The 20,673-nt window shown below is 44.8% G+C and carries 9 protein-coding genes; 6 read left to right on the forward strand and 3 right to left on the reverse strand.

Translation table 11 applies throughout. From position 1 onward, the window contains the following. Nucleotides 1-377: 377 nt before the first annotated feature. Together R7R24_RS00920 and R7R24_RS00925 are read right to left on the reverse strand one after the other, a co-directional pair. Entirely contained in the window at nt 378-704 is a 327-nt protein-coding gene (locus R7R24_RS00920) for a hypothetical protein (protein WP_005373454.1), read from the reverse strand. An 87-nt stretch (nt 705-791) separates the two neighbouring features. Continuing rightward, nucleotides 792-2,483 (reverse strand): FAD-binding oxidoreductase, encoded by a 1,692-nt coding sequence (locus R7R24_RS00925; protein WP_005373452.1) that lies wholly within the window; start codon nt 2,481-2,483, stop codon nt 792-794. A gap of 283 nt (nt 2,484-2,766) precedes the next feature. Between R7R24_RS00925 and R7R24_RS00930 the strand changes: the two genes are divergently transcribed. Then, a complete protein-coding gene (locus tag R7R24_RS00930) occupies nt 2,767-3,240 on the forward strand; it encodes a DUF1842 domain-containing protein (RefSeq protein WP_005373450.1) in 474 nt (157 codons plus the stop codon). Between the two features lie 134 nt (nt 3,241-3,374). On the opposite strand, the gene R7R24_RS00935 is transcribed toward R7R24_RS00930, so the two are convergent. Beyond that, complete coding sequence (locus R7R24_RS00935) at nt 3,375-6,548, reverse strand: AAA family ATPase (RefSeq protein ID WP_017819913.1); 3,174 nt, start codon at nt 6,546-6,548, stop codon at nt 3,375-3,377. A 494-nt stretch (nt 6,549-7,042) separates the two neighbouring features. Between R7R24_RS00935 and R7R24_RS00940 the strand changes: the two genes are divergently transcribed. The 5 genes from R7R24_RS00940 to R7R24_RS00960 all read left to right on the forward strand — a co-directional run bounded on the left by R7R24_RS00940 (nt 7,043) and on the right by R7R24_RS00960 (nt 20,184). Continuing rightward, complete coding sequence (locus R7R24_RS00940) at nt 7,043-7,330, forward strand: hypothetical protein (protein WP_021035949.1); 288 nt, start codon at nt 7,043-7,045, stop codon at nt 7,328-7,330. An 86-nt stretch (nt 7,331-7,416) separates the two neighbouring features. Next, nucleotides 7,417-8,715, forward strand: a complete 1,299-nt coding sequence (locus R7R24_RS00945; protein ID WP_213883405.1) for a hypothetical protein — start codon at nt 7,417-7,419, stop codon at nt 8,713-8,715. A 7-nt stretch (nt 8,716-8,722) separates the two neighbouring features. Further along, complete coding sequence (locus R7R24_RS00950) at nt 8,723-9,670, forward strand: formyltransferase family protein (RefSeq protein WP_250159559.1); 948 nt, start codon at nt 8,723-8,725, stop codon at nt 9,668-9,670. Between the two features lie 146 nt (nt 9,671-9,816). Continuing rightward, nucleotides 9,817-10,431 carry a phage tail protein gene (locus R7R24_RS00955; protein ID WP_054576103.1) on the forward strand — a complete coding sequence of 205 codons (615 nt, stop codon included), beginning with the start codon at nt 9,817-9,819 and terminating at the stop codon, nt 10,429-10,431. Between the two features lie 120 nt (nt 10,432-10,551). Continuing rightward, a complete protein-coding gene (locus R7R24_RS00960; protein WP_213883408.1) occupies nt 10,552-20,184 on the forward strand; it encodes an Ig-like domain-containing protein in 9,633 nt (3,210 codons plus the stop codon). Nucleotides 20,185-20,673: the final 489 nt, after the last annotated feature.

A 20,673-nucleotide genomic window follows, 5' to 3' on the forward strand; every position in this document is an offset into this window, starting at 1 on the left:
CTTTAGTAATGGTTTTAGCCATTGAGATAAGCGCATGCTATTAAGTTAAGCATTCAATCAAAAAACGTCAGTAGCAGTTTAGTATCAGTTGATAGAGTTAAAATAAAAAGTGATGTATTAAGTAAAACTCTTTGATCTTAGAAATTAATAATATATTTATTTTTTCAATCTTGGTTACTCTAGATTTAAAGTTTATTTTAAAAGTGATTTGTATTTATTCGATTATCTTGCAGTGGTGATATAAAGTGAGAACATAAAGTTAACAATTTCAGATTGTGATTGAAAATGGGGAGAGTCTTCAATCCAAATACCGAGAAATGAAACTGCCCGAGAAGTTGTGCAACTGTCTCGGGCGAAGTGATGAATCAGGTGAGCAGCTATAAAGTTTTCTCACAAGAACCGCTAAGTGGTGGAGATATTTTTAAATTATCATTAAAGATTTCTACAACGACGGGGCCTTTATTTTCATCTTTTGCATAGTATGCACAGGACTTGTCCCCAGTATAGGTTTTACCTGCCTTTTTGAAACTGTAATACCAGGAGTCATGGGTAGCGGCACCGGATTCAAAACTAGCAGATTCAGATTGTTCGCCAATATTCAAGTCGAAATGAACCTCCATTTCCGGAGAGTCTTTAAATCTCACATATCCGGTGATTTTATCGTTGGAGTTATTTTTAACGTAAAATGAACCCTTAGTTGTCATAATTTTTCCTCTTTTTTAATTTCTATACGTGATAGAACGGCCAAATGACGTTCTGTTAATATATGCTTTTTAAGATGCATATTGATGTTAAATGATGGTCTTATTAGTTCTAAGGTGATTAAACTTATCCTTAGCATATTTTTCTTTTATACCGATTAAGTCGCGGTAGCTTCGATCAAAATAAACGCTTGTCGGAATTGCCGGATCTTTAAAGCTGATGAAGGCACCATAGGTTCCCGGTATATCAGCTTCTCTGGCTTTATCAATCCAGTCCATGGCTCTGTTTACATCAACAAGTACTGGGTTATTTTGTAGTTCTAGTTTTTGCTTTATCTCTTCATTCCACCAGGTTTGGTATTGGACTGTATATTGACACTGGCGGTAGGGGAAAGATATGTCTTCAAGGTCGTCTGAGTGATGATAAAAACCGCCAGTGATCGCCCCTAAGGTTACGTAACTAAATAGCCCTTGATCGCGGTTTTCTGGCTTTATCAAAGGTGAAGTTAAGCTTTGCAAAAGTGCAGTATAGCCTTCTGGTTTAAGACCTCGCTCTGACACCAATCGCGAAGTGATTTTGTGAGGTGCTGGGGCGTCATAATCGGGAGGGAAAGGAGAACCGTTTTGACACAAAGAATCGCGCCCCCATGTGCTCATCAGGGAGTGATCGTATTTCTTCCCGTCAAAGTCAGTGCCATGTGCTTCATAGACTTGAACTAAATCAGGGAAGCAAGCGCCAAATTGAACGGCTATAAATTGGTGAAGATCTTGTTCTGTTCCTTCCCAGTAGCCATACATGGTGCAGTGATGGCTGATGGTTTCAATATCACAGTGGTTAGATGATTCAGGCAGAGCATCAATTTGCAAGTTGGTGCCAAGAAGTTTAGGCGTATCGAGGCTTTTTATAGCCTGCTCCCAATTTTTTAGCACATCTATGGTAGGGTGCGTTGGTATTGGCTGAAGCATACCGTTGATTTTTGGATAGAGGTTCCACTGAAGCTCGAAGCGGTGGATCTCTTTGGGTAAAGGGAATGTTTTTACGCGTAGCTCGGTAACAATGCCATAGCTCATGCCTCCGCCGCCTCTTAGTGCCCAAAATAGGTGAGGGTTGGACTCTGCTGAGACTTCTGTGATCGTACCATCACCCAATACCACGGTTGCACTCACTAGGTGCTCACAACACATGCCGTATTTTCGCGTCCAAGGGCCCCATCCTCCGCCTTGAATATAGCCAGTCAACCCAACTGTGGCACAGGTTCCATGTGCAATCATTCGATCATGCTCTGCAAGTTTTGGTGTCAGTTGATAGAAGCGATAGCCAGCACCAATGGTGGCAATATTGTCACACAATTGGAAGGTCTTAATTCTGCTCACGTCAATCAAAATGACGTTGTCACCACTGCATTCACCTGCGTGATCATGCCCTCCTGAGCGAACACGAATCGGGAGATTGAATTGAGTTGCTGTTAGATAGGCTTGCTGAACTTCTTGCGTACTTTCGCACATGACAATGACAAAGGGTTGGTGTTGATAGCGAGTATTGAAGATGAGTGACTCGACTTGATATTGGTTCAAACCGGGAACCGGTGAAACCGTGTTTTCAAGAGGTGTCAGTAATCGTTCTTTAGGAAAACCGCACTTATCCATTTTCTGAATAAACAGTTTGGCATTATTGACTGAGATTGAGTACGCGCTAAGTACAGCGAGGCGTTGTATTTGAGGGTTAGGGTGCTGTTCTACCACTTGGTTTTCTTTAGTTCCCTGCATCCATTCATGTTCCATTATTTTTTCCATTTGGCTTATGTATTGAATAGTTGTTCAAATATTAAACCAAATGCATACATTCACCATGTCAGTTTGGTATCAGTTGTTCTGTACAAATAGCCAAAAGCATCAGCGAGAGAGCAACAATATCTGGTTGATGAAAAGAACGATCGGCATCTGCGTGACCGTGGATAATTTATGTAGTCAAGTAGATCTGAGCCTAAATTGATACTGAACCAGAATGACGTGTTATCTACATTGAATGGGTCACTAACGACAATAAATTCAGTTGGAGAACACAATGAAAATGGACTCAAAAGAATCACAAGCAATTTTTACTGCTCATTATCAAATTGGTAACGGCTTACCTGGAGGAGTGAGCTTCGATGTTAATCTACTCGTGGCCAGCGAAGACAAATCAATAGTGGGTAAAGGACATATCTTTCAGGCCGTTAACCCACCGTTAAATGTGGTGTCTGATCTCAATGGTAGTTTCAACTATCAATGCACGATGCGTGATTGTCATATCATGGTGACGTTGCAGGGCTACCAGCCTTATCTAGGCATTGCTCCTTTAGGAGCTGATCTTCATAACGTAACGCTCAACCTCCTACTTAATGATGATTGGAAGTCAGGCGTGGCATTCTATCGATATAAAAATAGTTCAGGTAAATGGATTGAAGCAGCAAATCAACGCGTTACTCTACTTTTGCCTGAGCATGTTCCTAGCATCGAGAACTTTAAGGTGGAGCAAAATGATCTTGCGCCAGCATAAATCTCATCAGCGATGACACTGTGCCAAAACACAGATATTCGATGGTTTCGAATATCTGTGTTTGACGAGGTAAATCGAGTAAACACGATGACTTGACGGTGCAATTAATCGACTTTCTTCGTTTATTGAATATTTCATGGTTGAGTAGATGTGGAGAGCCAATGGTCGAGCTCATCAACACTTATTTGAGCCTGATTCAGTTGATGCTTACGCGCGGCCTGATTGAAGTTTAACAACTCAGAGACGGAGCTGGACTGGTCGAGTAAGGCAAGCATCAGATTCGCTTGTTCAATATAAAAATCACCCCATGGATGCGGATCTTCTTGGGTGAAGTTAGACAGCTTATCGCGATATTTTCGAAGTAGCGTAGGCTGCTTATACTGCCACGCTACTTGGATTCCTTGTTGGTAAAAGCGTAAATAGTTATGACCAACACAGGTAGATTCTAGCCAAGCCTCACCAGTGCGCAAAGCGGAGAGGGCCGTTGATTCATCGCCACAAATAAGTGCCTTGGTAGATACGAGCCAAGGACCAATAAAATTGTGTAGCTTATTGATATGAACAAGATCTAGAGCCGTGTCGATGTCCGAAAGGGCTTTCTCCTCTTTTCCCTGATACCAGTGCAATCTTGCACTGGACTCCAAAAGAAAAGCGACAAATCGATGAGCATTAAGCTGTTTTGAAAGTTGTAGAGCGGTCGAGATTTCGTTTTCAGCTTGCACCAAGACATTACGGTCGAGAAAGATCCATGCAGCCGTAAGCCTAGAAACAATTTCTGCTCGGCGGTTTGCCGTGAGATAGGCAAGATTCGAGGCATGCTGAGCCTGTTTTAGTGCTTCGTCAGATTGCAGTTGATAGATCATCACTGTTGCCAGCATGTAGCGATTGGCAGTTTCAATCGAAAGCAACTGATGCTCTTCACACAGTTGCAAACACTCGGTTAAGTGCTCGTATGAGCGAGCCATTTTTCCTTGTGCGTAGGCACAATCACCGAGGCCGCCAAGCGATTTTGCTTTCGCGCGAAAACAGTTTGCTCGTTGACTGTAATCTAATGCAAGTAAATGTTCTTTCTCACATTCGTCTAGCTGCCCAGTGGGGAACAGCATATTACCTCTCATCGAGTGAATTTCACACAAAGATTTATTTAACGTCAGCTTTTCGCACAGGGCTTGGGCTTGGTCTAAAATCGACATCGCTTGTACAAAGTTGTCGGTTAAACGGTAGGGGTTAATGAGGTCTAAATAGTATTGAACACGTTCAGAATCATTTTCTGTGTGATGAATCGCTTGCTCAAGAACCTCAATACTCTCTTTGATGCGTCCCATCGAATACAGGCAGTTTCCTTTCATATTTAGTGCATACGCCATCTGTGCTTTAGGTGACTCTTTAATAGCGTATTCAATAAGAGTCAGTGCTTTTTCAAATTGATAATTGCTCAGGTAATGTTTGGCGGTCTGGTCAAGAACAGTAAATACACCTTCGCCCTTGGCATGATTGATATGGACTGCATATAAGAACCGATCTCGGTTCTCATACCATTTTGCGCAGGCCATGTGTATTTTTGAACACTGTGACTTGTCTATTTGACGGAAAACAGCATTACAAATCAAATCATGATGGAAAAGGTATTGATCGCCATTGAGTTTTACTAAGCCAGCGTCGACTAACTTATCTGGTACGTAGCCGGGAATTCGAGTGATTTCACGCAGTTGCTCCAGTTGAAAGTACTGCCCCAACACAGATGCAGTACAGAGTGCTTGGCGATCTTGGGCTGGAAGTTGAGCTAATTGTATCGAAACTAAATGTTCCAATGACTCCGGAACGTCTTTATCAAACTGAGAACAAAGTAGTGTTTGGCGCAAGTATAGAGGATGGCCTTTCGCAAGCTTTATACAGTCATTGATATGTTTATTCTGTTGGCATGTGATTGAGCAAGCTAACTCGTAAGACTCTTCAGATGATAACTCCCTAAGTTCGATTAGATTCACGTTGGCAAACCAAGATTGTTTGGAACTAAGTCGTTTTTGCTGCCTAAACGTCAGAAAGAGTAAAATATTGGTGTTTGTAATATAAGGTAGCAGTGTCTCAAGAAATGCCAACATTACCTCGTCGGCCCAATGGACATCTTCAACAATAATCAAATGCGGTTTGCTGGTCTGCCGTTGTTGAATTAAGAAAGGGATAGATTGCTCTATCGTTTGTTTCAGCGTTTGGAACTCCATTAAGTTCAGCAGCTGTTTTTCTGATTCGTTGAGTGTTACCCCCATTAACCAATAAAGGCAGAGATGGAAAGAAGAGGGAATTGATGACTCGACAGTCTGCTGACGAATAGAATCATCGGTATCTTCACGAGTAAATGAACAAATTGCCCGAGTGAATATATTTTGAGGGGACAAGAGATCAGCACTGCCATGATTCAGGATTTGAATCTCTGTGGTTAAACACGAAGAACGACTCAAAGACGAAATGACCTGGTTGAGTAGGCTGGTCTTTCCTATCCCTGCGGTACCAGTAATACAATACGTTTGGCCTGCTTCTTGTTTTTGCCATCGCTTGATTCCGCTATTCAATGTTTCTAGTTCAAGTTTACGCCCTACGAAACAATCAGTATGGTTTTGGTGTAAGGATACAAAATGCCAGTTGTTGAAGTCTGGCTCTCCTGTTAGAAAAGGTTTTATTGGTCTGGCACAATTGGACGAGATAAAGCAAGGACAAGCAGCTATTTCTCCCCAAGGGATTTTAACTAGGATTTCATTGATTGGGGTTATCGCATTTGGATGTTCCGATAGCTCAGTGATTCGATGCATGTATTTCACATTGATAAAAGACCGAATCGAAGCCGAAAGAGCAACCTTTAATTGAAGGGCTAGTTGTCGAATTCGCTCAAAAATATATTCGTCCGATTCCTGTAAAGACCAAGTAAGAACAAACGTTCGGTTTTGTATTATGGGTGTAGTGTTTTGGCTGAGAAGTAAGGTTTGCAGAGCCTTTGCGGTCAAATCACACTTTGCTTCGATTGCAAAAATAAAAAAATATGGTGGTGATGAAGATACATTTGTAAATAATGGTTCTGAGGCCCGATCTATTAAAAGGTCCTCTACGGGGACAGAAAAGTATTCCGCGAGATTGGATGCGGTACGATACAGCACATTCGCCCCAGACTCTGCTCGCTTTATAGAAGCAATAGATACGACAAAACCCTGTTGAAAGCATTCTTCCGCCAGTTTTTCTTGGCTCAGTCCTAATTTCTTTCTCAGTTCTTTGAGTCGTAATACGTTGAGTGGAATTCTTCCATCCCTATTTGCCATATTTCACTCCGTTGTAACGTATAGCTTTTCCCAGTAAACCTGAATCGATTGGATATGTTGAGTGAATAAATTTATCTTATTTCACCACATATATAATACTAGTAGTTAAAATGTTATATACGAAAATGAAATGGGCATTTTAATCTTCAAACCACCTTAATTCATTGTTATATTAGTGGTGTTTTTTTATTAATAATTTTGATATTTATTTTTGTGAGTTCATGTTTTTCTTAATAAGTTTTTTGAAATATCTTTAAACTTATATCTTTTAAAAGATTGCACACCTTAAACTTATATTGGACTTCATTAAACTTTAAAAATTAAATTCTTTAATTTTAGAGATATAAATTGACAATCTTATTTTTAGTGTTTTTTTTGATCTCTATTCTGGCTAACTGATTTTTTCTAGTCTATAAATCAAATATCGGCAATTTCAAAATAACTGCCGAAAAAATTATTTTAATTTCAATATTATAAATAGTTGGCTTTATACTATGGATATTGGCTTTTTCTGCCTGTTAAAAGGCTTTCATATTACACCACACTTGAGTGCCGCGCTTACCTCTATTAAGGAGACTGCGTGGCTGCCATATGTCAAACGATCTTGCCATCGAGGGGATTGGCAAGCGCTTGCTTTAGAAGAATCACATCGAAAGGCCTATTACCCTAACTATTTACTACTCTCTGAATTTACAGGATTAGAACTGTTTTTATCTCAATTTTTCTGCCCAATTTTGTCAGTACGGTTTATGAAGTTAGAGCCGGGAGCTGAGATATTGTAACGCGGACCTCTGGCATATGTTTTTCTCAAGTACAGGTGTGTTACATCATTAACTACTGCTACAGCGGCAAGTGAGGTTCATGAATTATGCAAAAAGGCTCATCTATAGAATTCTACCAGCAACGTCCTCAATCTCGTGAGACGGTCGGTGTTGAAGAAGTGCAGCAACAAACTCAACAGTTTGGTTTTGCTGAACCCGAAATGGATGAGCTGCTTAAGTACTCATTACGGACTCAACTTGAGGCTATGCTCCCAAACCAACTCAGCACGGCTGAACGCCAACGGCAACTGAAAGAGAGTTTCGCTGCGGCAGTTGAGCTCGTATTGAAGGAGACGAAAGTTGAGCACCGAACACTGGTGCAAGCCTTTCAGAGCATGTATGGCAACGCTTGCCAATCTCTTTCTCTGGCTAAACTCACTCAAGAGGAACTGACCCGACAGTACATTTCCACGTCTGGGCTGGTGATGTCCCCACTTAACTGTAAACACACCATCAAAGATGTGTACCGAATTAAAGGCTTTGCGTGTGGTATAAACAAAGCTATCCAACATATGCTTGCCAACAAGTCACAGGTTAAAGTGCTTTATCCAGCTTGCGGCCCCTTTGCACCATTGCTGCTGCCTTTACTTGCTCACTACAAACAAAGTGATCGAATTAGCGCAGAGCAGCTTCAGGTGACACTAGTAGATATTCACCCCGGAGCCATTAAAGCACTCAATCAATTGATCGCGGATCTCGATATCGCAGACTACATTGAAGCCTTAGTGGAAGAAGATGCTACCCAATTTTCGCCAACTCAAACGTTTGATCTCCTGATACTTGAAGCGATGCAGCATGGCTTTAGTCGGGAAGGGTTCCTCAGCATCGCGAAACATTTGGTTCAATATTTACATATTCAAGGCGAAATGATCCCCAATCAGGTATCTGTGCGCGCCATGATGGTCATCGGGGAGACGGAATTTAATCAACAATGGGAAAAAGCAGAGTATGCACATTCCAACCATTGCCAGCCGGAAGCGATCGATGATCGAATTGATCTGGGAGAAATTCTTAACGTCAATAAAGCCATGTTGCTCAGAAGCGAGATTTTTGAGCTAGATGGTGGAATAAAAATGCTGCAAGGCAACACCATTGAGCTGCCGAAAGATGTGGCAGATATGGCAAAACGTATCCTCGCCATTTACAGCCATATCGATACTTACGGAGATGCGATGGTCGGACAATACGACTCTGGTATTACCCATCCTAATCCCGACATGACTTTTTATGTGGATGCCAAGCCCAAAGCTGTTGAACACCATTACTTTGAAGCGAAGGGAGGGGATAAGGTCAGTTTCTATTATCAGTTAACCGGATTGCCAGGTTTTGTCGCCACCCATGGATGATTTCGATATGCAGCAAAAATACGTCGTTTTTACAGGAAGTTGTTACGCCTTGCCCATCATTCAGTTGTTGGCACAACAACATAAATTGGCGGGCGTGGTAGTACCGGAAGGAGAACTAAATCCAGACTTACAGCAGCTACAGAGCTATCTGAGCGCTCAATCGATTCATATTGCTCAGTATACCGCCAATGATAGCAGTGCTTTGATAGCGCAACTCGATGCTTGGCGAGTCACGGATGGCGTCATCTATTTGTTCAGGCACATAGTTCATTCCTCGCTGTGTCAGTTTTTCAACGGAAACTTGTACAACATTCATCCGGGAAAGCTGCCCGAGTATCGAGGCCCGATGCCTCTCTATTGGCAATTAAGAGACGGTTTAGACACCTTTAGCCTCACCCTGCATCGTCTTGAGGCATCGGCTGATTCCGGCGCTATAGGAATGGAGTTAGAGGTACCATTTCACCCGTTTGAGACCTTAACCAGTGCTCAGCAAAAAGCGTCACAAATGACGGCTAAGCTGATGTATGACTTCCTCATCGCGCAACAAAAGCAAGGGCTGGTTTGGCGTGAACAAGTATCAAACCCCAACGAAGTAGCACGAGCAGTAAACCAACATGATCTGCACATTCGTTGGAACGTGCAAACGAGTCGCGAAATCGTCAACTTAGTGCGAGCAGGCAATCATGACTTCGGTGGTGCGATGTTGAGCTTGCCAAGTGGTGTCGCCAATGTTTTGCAAGCAAGCGCAATGGAGACTTCTTTAGTCGGTGTTGAGGCGGGGAGAATTCTCGAGATCAGCCCACAACATGGGTTACAAGTGAAAACGTTAGATAGCGCCATATCAATAGATGTTATTGCTACACCGCAAGGCGTGTTTTCGGGTTATCGCTATGCGCAAATGGCTGGGCTAGATGCTGGGATGTCATTGCTCCAGCACGCTTCTGCTTGTGAGTAAATAAATATCTCAATACGGCTCTTTGCGGCAGTGATGAAGCCCGTAACGGTATTTAGTAATGCGAGATTGGAAAGTTTTAACCAACCACACCAATTTCGTTATGGGCTGGTTTTAACTTAAGTGTATACGTTGAAAGGAAGAACAGTATGGCTACAGAACCGTATCTTGGGACACTAACCGCATTTGGTGGCAATTTTGCAATTAGAAATTGGGCAATGTGCTCGGGGCAAATGCAGGCAATTGAAGATAATCCAGCGCTCTTCTCTCTAGTTAGCACTCTATACGGAGGTGACGCCCGAACTACCTTTGGTTTACCTGATTTGCGTGGCCGCAGTCCAGTTGGTGTAGGCACACGACCTGGGGGGATGGATTATCATCAGGGAGAAAGATTGGGTACTGAACTGGTAACTATTGATATAACTCAAATGCCAGCACACTTACATACGGCAATTTTTACCCCTCTTGGCACTTCTGCACCTGTAACAGGCAGGATGAAGGTTGCTACCAATGCTGCAAATACACAGGTACCCGATAGTAATTCGTATATAGCGCAAAACTCTACCCCCGGGTTCTATAAACCGACGTTTCAGCAACCAGATTTGACCGAGATCGAAGGCTTAAGTGTGTCTGGTGGTGGCTCGGGCGGAGGTACTGTAGCTGTGACTGAAACAGGCGGTTCAATGCCACTTAATATTTTGAGCCCGGTATTGCCGATTAATTGGTTAATTGCCACTGCGGGAGTATACCCACCACGCAGCTAATCAACCAAGAAAGAATTGGCTGAAACTATCGCTAATCCTTTCCTATAAAAAAATTAAACATTTAAGTTGATTATGATAACCCGGCTATGTTGATAAGGCCGTCATCTTCAGGAGAGGAAAATGAGATTACGTCGTCAGGTAGCGATCGCAATTACAACAGCATGGGTGTCCTCAGCGTTTTTTTCCGGTGAAGCCTGGGCTGCACAGCAAACGATTAACTACTCTAATGGTTCAGGTTCCAGTTTTAGTGAGGTGGAGACCGGCGTCACTGGGGGTATGCCCTCGGTCACTCTTACCAATGCAGGTGCTGTGTCTATGGTATTAGATGCCGGCAATAGCACTGATAGCACTCCGTTTACTGGCCTAAATGACCTCGGATTTGTAGCTGGTGTTCTTTACTCAAATACCATGATTAATGAGTTCAACAATCGTGGCTTCCGCTTTTTTGAGAAATCAAGTACTAACTTCAGTTTCGACGAAATTACCTTTATGCAGGGGTCGGCGCGAGACTCAGATAAAACGTATCAACTTGTGTTAACTGGCTTCTCTAATGATACTCAAACAGTGACCGAAACTGTCACCTTGCCAAAAGGTGGTGAAGCAAACTCAGGGTTACAGGACTTGTTTACCCTGACCCGTGGTACAGATTTTAATGATTCGGCATGGCAGGACGTTGATACAGTGACTATGGCGTTTACCCGAAGTCCGGGTGCTGACTCTCGTTATCTTATCAGAAGTATCAAGATTGATGACGCTGCGGTTTCAGACTCTACCGCGCCTACTTTTGTCAGTGCGAGCTCAACCCCCACTGATGATGCAACCAATGTTTCTGTTAGCAACAACATCGAGATTGCCTTCGATGAAAATATTGAGCTGAAGAGCGGCAATATTACCATTCGTAATGTTACCGACAGTCGCGACTTTGAAGTATTTAATGTTGCCACCGAAAGCGATGGCAAAACAACATCACCAGGCGCTGGTCGCATCAGTGTTACCAACAATAAAGTTTACTTAAACCCAACCAGTGATCTGGCAGGGAACCGGACCTACGCCATTCATATTGAATCCAGTGCCGTGGCTGACAGCGCAAATAATAGCTTCGCTGGGATCAGCGATGATGCCACATTTAACTTTACGACAGTCGATACCACGCCAAATGCGCCATCTACACCCGATTTAGATGCTAGTTCGGATACCGGGCCATTAAATACTGATAATATTACCAGTGACACTACACCAACGTTTAGTGGGACTTCTGAGAGTGGATCGATCGTTACTTTATACAGTGATCAAGTCGGTGGAGGTGCAACGGTTATTGGCACAGGCACTGCTACTGGAGGAAACTGGCAGATAACAACCAATGAGTTGGCGTCTGGTATTACACATGCAATAAGTGCTAAAGCGTCTGATAGCGATGATAATGTTAGCTCGGCATCCAACGCGTTAAGTGTCACCATTGATACAATAGCACCATCCGTAGTGAGCATTACCACGCCGATTGAGGCTGACAGTATCGTCAACGCTGCAGAAGACAACGATGTGTTGATCGCTGGCTCCGGCGCGGAAGCAGGCAACAGCGTGACCGTGACTATCACAGACAATAACAGCTCTGTCAGTCGTACGGTGACGGCCGACAACTCAGGCAACTGGACGCTGAGCGGCAGCGAGCTGGATGTCAGTGGCCTGAACAATGGCACCCTGACGGTGTCTGCAACCCAAGCAGATATAGCAGGTAATATCTCCACCGCAGCTAGCCAGAGTGTTACCCTAGACAATGCAGCCCCATCAGCAGTGACCATCACCACGCCGATTGAAACCGATGGTATTGTCAATGCGGCAGAAGACAACGACGTACTGATTGCTGGCTCCGGCGCGGAAGTAGGCAACAGCGTGACCGTGACTATCACGGACAATAACAGTTCTGTCAGTCGTACGGTGACGGCCGATAACTCAGGCAACTGGACGTTGAGCGGCAGTGAGCTTGATGTAAGTGCGTTTAACAACGGCACCCTGACTGTGTCTGCAACCCAAGCAGATATAGCAGGTAATACTTCTACCGCAGCCACCCAGAGTATTACTCTGGACAATGCAGACCCATCTGCTGTAATCATCAATACGCCGATTGAAACTGATGGGGTCGTCAATGCGGCAGAAGACAACGACGTACTGATCGCTGGCTTCAGTGCGGAAGCAGGCAATAGCGTGACCGTGACTATCACGGACAATAACAGCTCTGTCAGCCGTACGGTGACGGCCGACAACTCAGGCAGCTGGACGTTGAGCGGCAGTGAGCTTGATGTCAGTGGCCTGAACAACGGCACACTCATAGTTGCTGTGACGCAATCGGATACGGCGGGTAATACCTCCAGAGTGACCACCCAGAGCATTACCTTAGATAACGCCGCACCATCAGCTGTGACCATCACTACACCGATTGAAACCGATGGTATTGTTAATGCAGTGGAAGATAACGATGTGTTGATTGCTGGCTCCGGCGCGGAAGCAGGCAACAGCGTGACCGTGACTATCACGGATAACAACAGCTCTGTCAGTCGTACGGTGACGACCGACAACTCAGGCAACTGGACGTTGAGCGGCAGCGAGCTGGATATCAGTGGCTTGAGCAATGGCACCCTGACTGTGTCTGCAACCCAAGCTGATATAGCAGGTAATATCTCCACCGTAGCCACCCAGAGCGTAACCCTAGATAACGCAGCGCCATCCGCTGTTACCATTTCCACGCCGATTGCAATCGACGGTATCGTCAATGCGGCAGAAGACAATGATGTGCTGATTGCTGGCTCCGGCGCGGAGGCTGGCAATAGTGTGACCGTGACCATCACGGACAATAACAACTCAGTCAGTCGTACGGTGACGGCCGACAATACCGGGGCTTGGACGACTATTGGCAGTGAGTTTGATGTAAGTGCGTTTAACAACGGCACCCTGACGGTCGCGGCGAGCCAGAGCGATGCGGCGGGCAACACCTCCAGTATAGATAGCACAACAATTACGTTAGATAACGTGAGGCCAACTGTTTCTTTGAGCAGCTCAGACCTTGATTTGATCTCTGGCGAAACGGCGAGTATCACGTTCACCTTAAGTGAGTCCTCAAGTGACTTTACTGAGTCAGATGTCACCGTCACTGGCGGCAGTTTGTCTAACTTTGCGGGCAGCGGTGACAATTACACGGCCACCTTTACGCCGGATAGAGACAGTACAAGTACAGCGACGATTAACGTGGCGGCAGATTTCTTTACCGATGCTGCCGGGAATAGCAACACTGCTGCGTCTCAACTGTCTATAACCGTTGATAGTTTAGTGCCGAGTGTGACTATCTCCAGTGATAAATTGGCGCTGAAAGCGGACGAAACGGCGACCATTACCTTTACCTTAAGTGAAGCGTCGAGCGATTTTACCGAGGCGGATATCACGGTTAGTGGCGGTACTTTGTCTGGTTTTGCTGGCAGTGGTAGCAGCTACACTGCGACCTTTACACCAACGGAAGAGAGTGCGACGAGCGGTACTATTGAAGTTGCCACAGGCACATTTACCGATGCCTCTGGTAACACCAATAGTGCAGCTACACCACTTTCCATCAGCGTCGATACTGTGCTTCCAACCGTTAGTATCACTAGCTCCAGCGCTGCGTTGAAAGCGGGTGAAACGGCAACACTCACGTTTACCTTGAGTGAAGCCGCAACTGATTTTTCCGAAGCCGATGTGACCGTGGCTGGAGGAACTCTTTCTAACTTTGCGGGCAGTAGCGCCAGTTACACGGCTACCTTTACACCTGCAGAAGAAAGCACTGAGGATGCAACTATTGATGTTGCAGCCGAGAAATTTAGCGACGCAGCTGGCAACCTCAATACAGCAGCGACTCAGTTGTTGATCTCAGTGGATACGGGGATCCCGACTGGACATAGCATCAGCATTGATCAGGAGAGCATTAACAAAACCAACGAACAGGCGATGAGCTTTACCTTCGCAGCAGCTGAAGTGAACGCGATGTTCACTTATAGCGTGACCGACGGTACCACGACCATTGACGGCGCTAGTCAAACAATTTCTTCGGAGACCATGCAAGTAACGGGCATTGACGTCACTATTTTGCAAGAGGGGACGTTGACAGTAAGCGTGGTGGTAACCGATGCCGCAGGCAACGCATCTGATGCAGTGACGGATACTGTGACCAAACGCTACGATGTCGCGCCAACGGTAGTTGATGATAGCTTCTCGACTGAGGAAGATACGGCGAAACAATTTAATCTGTTAGCCAACGATTCCGATGTTAATGATGACATGGTCGCTTCTTCTACAACGATTAAAACGCAACCAATTAAAGGTCAGGTGTCGATCAGCAACGGCGTTGTTACCTATACGCCAAATAATAATGAGACAGGCACAGATAGCTTTACCTATACCGTGAAAGATGCCCTGCTGCAGGAGTCGCAAGAGGCGACAGTGACCGTCACTATCATGGCTATAAATGATGCGCCAGTCGCTAAAGCGCTGACCATCAACACCGACGAAGATACCGCAAGCGCAGTAGTCAGCGCGCGTAGTCAAGCGGAGGATGTTGAAGATGGCATCCCAACGGGTGATTTATCGTTAGTTAGTTTGCCTCAAAAAGGACAAGTAGCCATTGATCAAACTGTAGGCACTTTTGTATATACGCCGAATCCGAATGAAAATGGTAGCGATAGCTTTACTTACACGATCGCAGACAGTGAAGGCGGCGTTTCTCTTGCGGCCACGGTCAGCGTCAATATCGGTTCCGTCAATGACTCACCAGTAGCGGAGGAAGACAGTTTTACTTTTGATGAAGATATCACATCGACACTCGATATTTTAAGTAACGACAGTGATATTGAAGATGGGTCATTCACCCCGAGTAGTATTACCCTGCAAGATCTTGGTCAAGGAGAGGGGGTATACAGTTTTGCCACGGTCAGTGTCAATGTCGATGGGACCTTAAAGATTGTGCCAACAGCGAACGTTAATGGTCAACATAGCTTTACCTACATGCTAACCGATAGTGGTCAAGCAGTCTCAGTGCCTGCAACCGTCACGCTCAATATTACGCCAGTGAATGATGCCCCCGTTGCTGTTGATAACAGTGCACAACTACTAGAGGGAGGCTCCTTCGAGGTCAATGTATTAGGCAATGATAGTGATGCCGATGTTGGAGACAGTTTTGAACTCACTAGTGTCACAGTCGTTGATACGCCAGCACATGGCAGTGTGAACGTGACGGCGTCAGGAGCGATTGTTTACAACCCCAATGAGAACTACTTCGGTGAAGATAGCTTCACCTATACGGTGGCAGACTTAGCAGGTGCTGTATCTAACGCCGCAACAGTGACCATGACAGTAACACCAGTCAACGACGCACCAATGGCGCAAGCACAGTCACAAACGCTTGATGAAGACAATAGTTTGGTGATCACGCTGGTTGGTTCAGATATTGATAACGATGATGACACTCTGCAGTATCTTATCACTGAGCAAGTCAGTCATGGCGTGCTAGAGCAGTTGACCAATAATAGTTGGCGCTATACACCAGAAGCGGACTTCAATGGCTCCGACTTCTTCTTGTTCAAGGTCAACGACGGTGATCTCGACTCGACAGAGGTTCGTGTCGATTTGACGGTTAATGCAGTCAACGATACACCAACCGCCACCGATATCAGTGCTACGGGAGAGGAAGAAATACCGCTGACCATTACTTTAAATGGTAACGATGCAGAAGGCTCATCTTTGAGCTATCAAATTGTAAAATCGCCAGTCAACGGTAATGTTACCGTCACAGGCAATCACGCGGTTTATACGGGTAACAGTAACTTCTTTGGTCAGGACAGTTTCACTTACAGCGTAAGTGACGGAGAGCTTACCTCTGGAGTGGCGTTAGTGACCATCACAGTGAATAACGTTAATGACTCGCCAGTGATTACGGGTACTCCATCGGCGCAAGTGGATGAAGATAGTGTGTATCAGTTTGTGCCCGCCGCATTGGATAATGACCCAGCGGATACTCTGACCTACTTGATAGCTAACAAGCCACCTTGGGCTACATTTGACAAGACAACAGGAGCGCTTTCTGGCACGCCAAGTAACCGTTATGTGGGGACTTATCCAGATATCGTGATTAGCGTATCCGATGGCACTATTTCTTCCTCATTGTCAGCGTTTTCGATTACTGTGAATAACGTTAACGATGCACCCGTTATCTCTGGCTCACCAGCAACACAAGTGAATGAAGACAGCACCTATTTGTTCACGCCACAAGTGTCAGATGTTGACAGCCAAGCCTTCACCTTCAGTATCGTGAACAAGCCATCTTGGGCTAGCTTTGATGCATCAACAGGCACGCTCAGTGGTACTCCAGATAATGGTGATGTTGGCAAATATCAGGGCATTGTTATCTCGGTTTCTGATGGTCTCACGACAACAATGCTCAATAGATTCAGTATTGTGGTTAACAATGTCAATGACGCGCCGATGATCAGTGGCACTCCTGCTCTTACCGTCAACGAAGGCAGTACGTATCGCTTTGCACTGCAGGCATCGGATGTTGATAGTAGTAGCTTGAGCTTTTCAATCCGCAATAAACCATCATGGGCAACCTTTGATAGAGCAACTGGGTTGCTAAGTGGTACGCCGGAAAATGAGCATGTTGGCAGCACCAATAATATTGTTATTAGTGTCTCAGACGGTGAGCTAAGCACATCTTTAGCAGCGTTTAGCATCACGGTAATCAACGTTAATGATGAGCCAGTGGCGGTTAATGATACCTATGTCTTTACCGAGAGTAACGATGGTAGCTACTTATTGGATGTACTCAGCAACGACAGCGATGTTGATCTAGATACATTACAACTGGAATGGGTTAAACCTACATCTGGAACGGCAACGATTGTGGGCAGTCAAATCCAATTGGTAACGACCTCAATTGGTACAGTGGCAGTGCAATACAGTGTGAAAGATGGTAACGGTGGAAAGGCCACCGCGAAAGCAATCGTGACAATTAAAAGTGCGAAATTGGACGCACCAACAATAGCCGCACCTTCAGATATCGAAGTGAACGCAACTTCGCTCTTTACTAAAGTTGCATTAGGCTCTGCTGTGGCACGAGATAGTACAGGCAAGCTATTACCTGTTTCATTGGTCGACAGCACGACCTTTTTCCGACCTGGAACTAATACGGTCTATTGGCGCACTCAAGACTCTGATGGAAACGTCGCTGAAGCTAGTCAAACGGTAACAGTGTATCCACTGATAAGTATCTCCAAAGATGCGCAAACCACGGAAGGCACCAATCATAGCGTATCGATACACCTTAACGGTCCTTCGCCGAGCTACCCAGTAATCATACCTTATACGGTTTCAGGAAGCACGGACAGTGATGACCACACGCTCACCTCTGGTGAAGTGGTGATACCTAGTGGTACCGAAGGCAAACTTTCGTTCGAACTACTTAATGATGGACAAAATGAGGGCGTTGAAACCTTAGTGATTGATCTGGACAGCACCCTTAATCTAGGTAGTAAGCGTCGTTACACCTTGACAATCTTTGAAGAGAATGTGGCTCCGAAGGTCACGGTAAGTGTATCTCAGGCGGGGGAGCAGCGGAGACAAATTGAAAATGGTGTTGAACCGGTCACAATCACGAGCAGTGTTAGTGATGCCAATATGTCCGATATACACAGTTTCAGATGGAGTAGTGATAGCGATGTACTTAACCAAGCGATTGCGGGGCAGATGTACAGCGAAACATTGACTTTCTCTCCGCAATTACTGAGTTCAGCGATTTACAATTTGCAATTGACAGTTACTGACAATGGCACTCCACCATTATCAGTGACACGGAATGTCTATTTAGAAGTGGTACAAACATTGGCGGAGCTCGGGAGTGAAGACAGTGATGGCGACTTAATCCCGGATGATCAAGAAGGTCATAATGATAGTGATGGTGATGGTATCCCTGATTATCTTGATGCAATTTCTGACTGTAACGTAATTCAACAGGTTGTGTCAGAAAAAGATCGCTTCCTCATTGAGGGGCAGCCAGGTGTCTGTTTACGCAAAGGAATAACCATTCTGACTAACGCAACAGGAGGAGCTTTATTGCTGGATGAGGAGCTTCCTAAAGATATCAATATGAAGAGCATAGGGGGAATCTTTGATTTTGTAGTAACTAATTTGCCGCTTCCCGGTCAAAGCTATCAATTAGTTATGCCTCAGCGTTTACCTGTTCCAGCAAATGCAGTGTACCGAAAGTATAATGCTGAACAGGGGTGGGTAGACTTTATTGAGGATGCTCAAAACACAGTTTCTTCTAGTGCTGGCGAGGCTGGTTATTGTCCGCCACCAGGGCACAGTTCATGGTCACAGGGTCTGACTGAAGGTGACTGGTGTGTACAACTTACCATTGAAGACGGTGGCCCGAACGATGATGACGGATTGGCTAATGGCAGTGTCGTTGACCCTGGCGTCGTTGCCGCTCGTGTAAGCAATAATACACTCCCTCAAGCGATTGACGACAATGCGTTTGTTAGTCTCAATGGTACGGTGACGATCGATGTATTGAGCAATGATACCGATGCTGATGGTGATGGGCTGAAGGTAAGTCGCGCTTCTGTAGATATTGGTAGTGTTAGTGTGGTTGATAACAAACTAAGTTATGTCACTCAACCACAGTACTACGGGGAGGCTTTGATCACTTATAGCGTAACGGATGGTAATGGTGGAACGGGATCGGCGAAGGTGACGGTAAATGTGGTAAACAGTCAGAATCCGAATGCGGTGGACGATAATATTACCACCGATGATCGTACCCCTGTCACGGTTTATGTCCTTGCTAACGATACCGATCCGGATAACGACACATTGAAGTTGGTTTCAGTCCAAGCGCAGTATGGGCAGTCGGTCATGAATGCAGATCAGAGCGTGACCTATACCCCTACCTCAGGGTTTGAAGGCAATGATGTGTTGACATATATCATTCAGGATAGCCAAGGCCTGCAAGACGCGGGGAAAGTTATAGTGACCGTTAAGTTGGTAAGAGATGTAAAGGTTGAAAATACTTCAGCAGGATCATTGGGTGGCATAGTGTTGATGCTTTTGATTTTGTTAGGAGCCATGCAACGTTATGGAAGAAACAGTGCTTTAGCACTAATTGCTGTGTTTAGTTTTAGTAGTCAAGCGGGTTGGTATGTTGATGTTCAAATGGGGTCAAGCCATGCAGATGAGCGCGATGCTGTTAAAGGTGATAACGTAATCTCTACTGACAACACCGGGCTCTATCGCTCTGTCGGGTTTGGATATACTTTTTCTGAGCAATGGTCTGGAACTATTCGTTATATTGATATGGGTGAAGGTAGTGCTACATTGCGTAGTGCTACTACTTCACCAGAAGACTATCACGCCAATGTCGCATCGATAGCCCCACTCCTTGTTAAGGGCATGGGCTTCGACATCGGTTATAAGTTCTGGCAATACAATTCATGGTCCGCAAAACTGAGTTTGGGGGGCTTGTTCTGGGAAACCGATATTGAAAGTACGTATCAAGGCAGCAAGATAACGACGGAAGTGGATGGTTTTGATGGATATATTGGTGCAGAAGTTGGCTACAACTTCTCAGATAATTGGGAGATCGGTGTCCAAGGCGCTCGTTATTTTTTACATGAAAATGATGTTGATATAATTGCGCTACAACTTCGTTATTTTTTTGAGCCGTTAACAGCGTATTAACCTAGGGTTTGGTATTTTTCGATAATTTGTATCCTAAGCGATCATGAAGCGATATGGTAAATTACTGGAGATTAATGTCGTGATTGTGATCTTTATTATATAGGTCAATACTCTATAACAAATCCTTAATTACCTTGAAGTCTTTTCTTCTTTAACATCTAGCGAAAGATAGTGTTTTGATAGAGTGTTAAGCAGAACTTACTGTTCGATATTAGAAAAATAAGGTTCATTGAATGCTCGATGTGAACTTAAAAGAAGATGATTTACGCAATAGGGTTGCTGGTGGCGCTGAAAGTGTCAGCGTGATACGTCGCTTTACTTGAACCTAGTGCGTCTACAGTTGAAGAAATATAGTGTTGGGGCTGAAGCCAAACCAAGCGGGTTAGAGCGACACAATTCGTAGTGAACTCTTATTTGGTTGAAAAGCGTTCCAAGTTCGCAGTTGCCCCTGACTCTGCTGGTGATAACAAGACGATAAATTGATACCGA

It is taken from the genome of Vibrio sp. 704 (assembly GCF_033339295.1).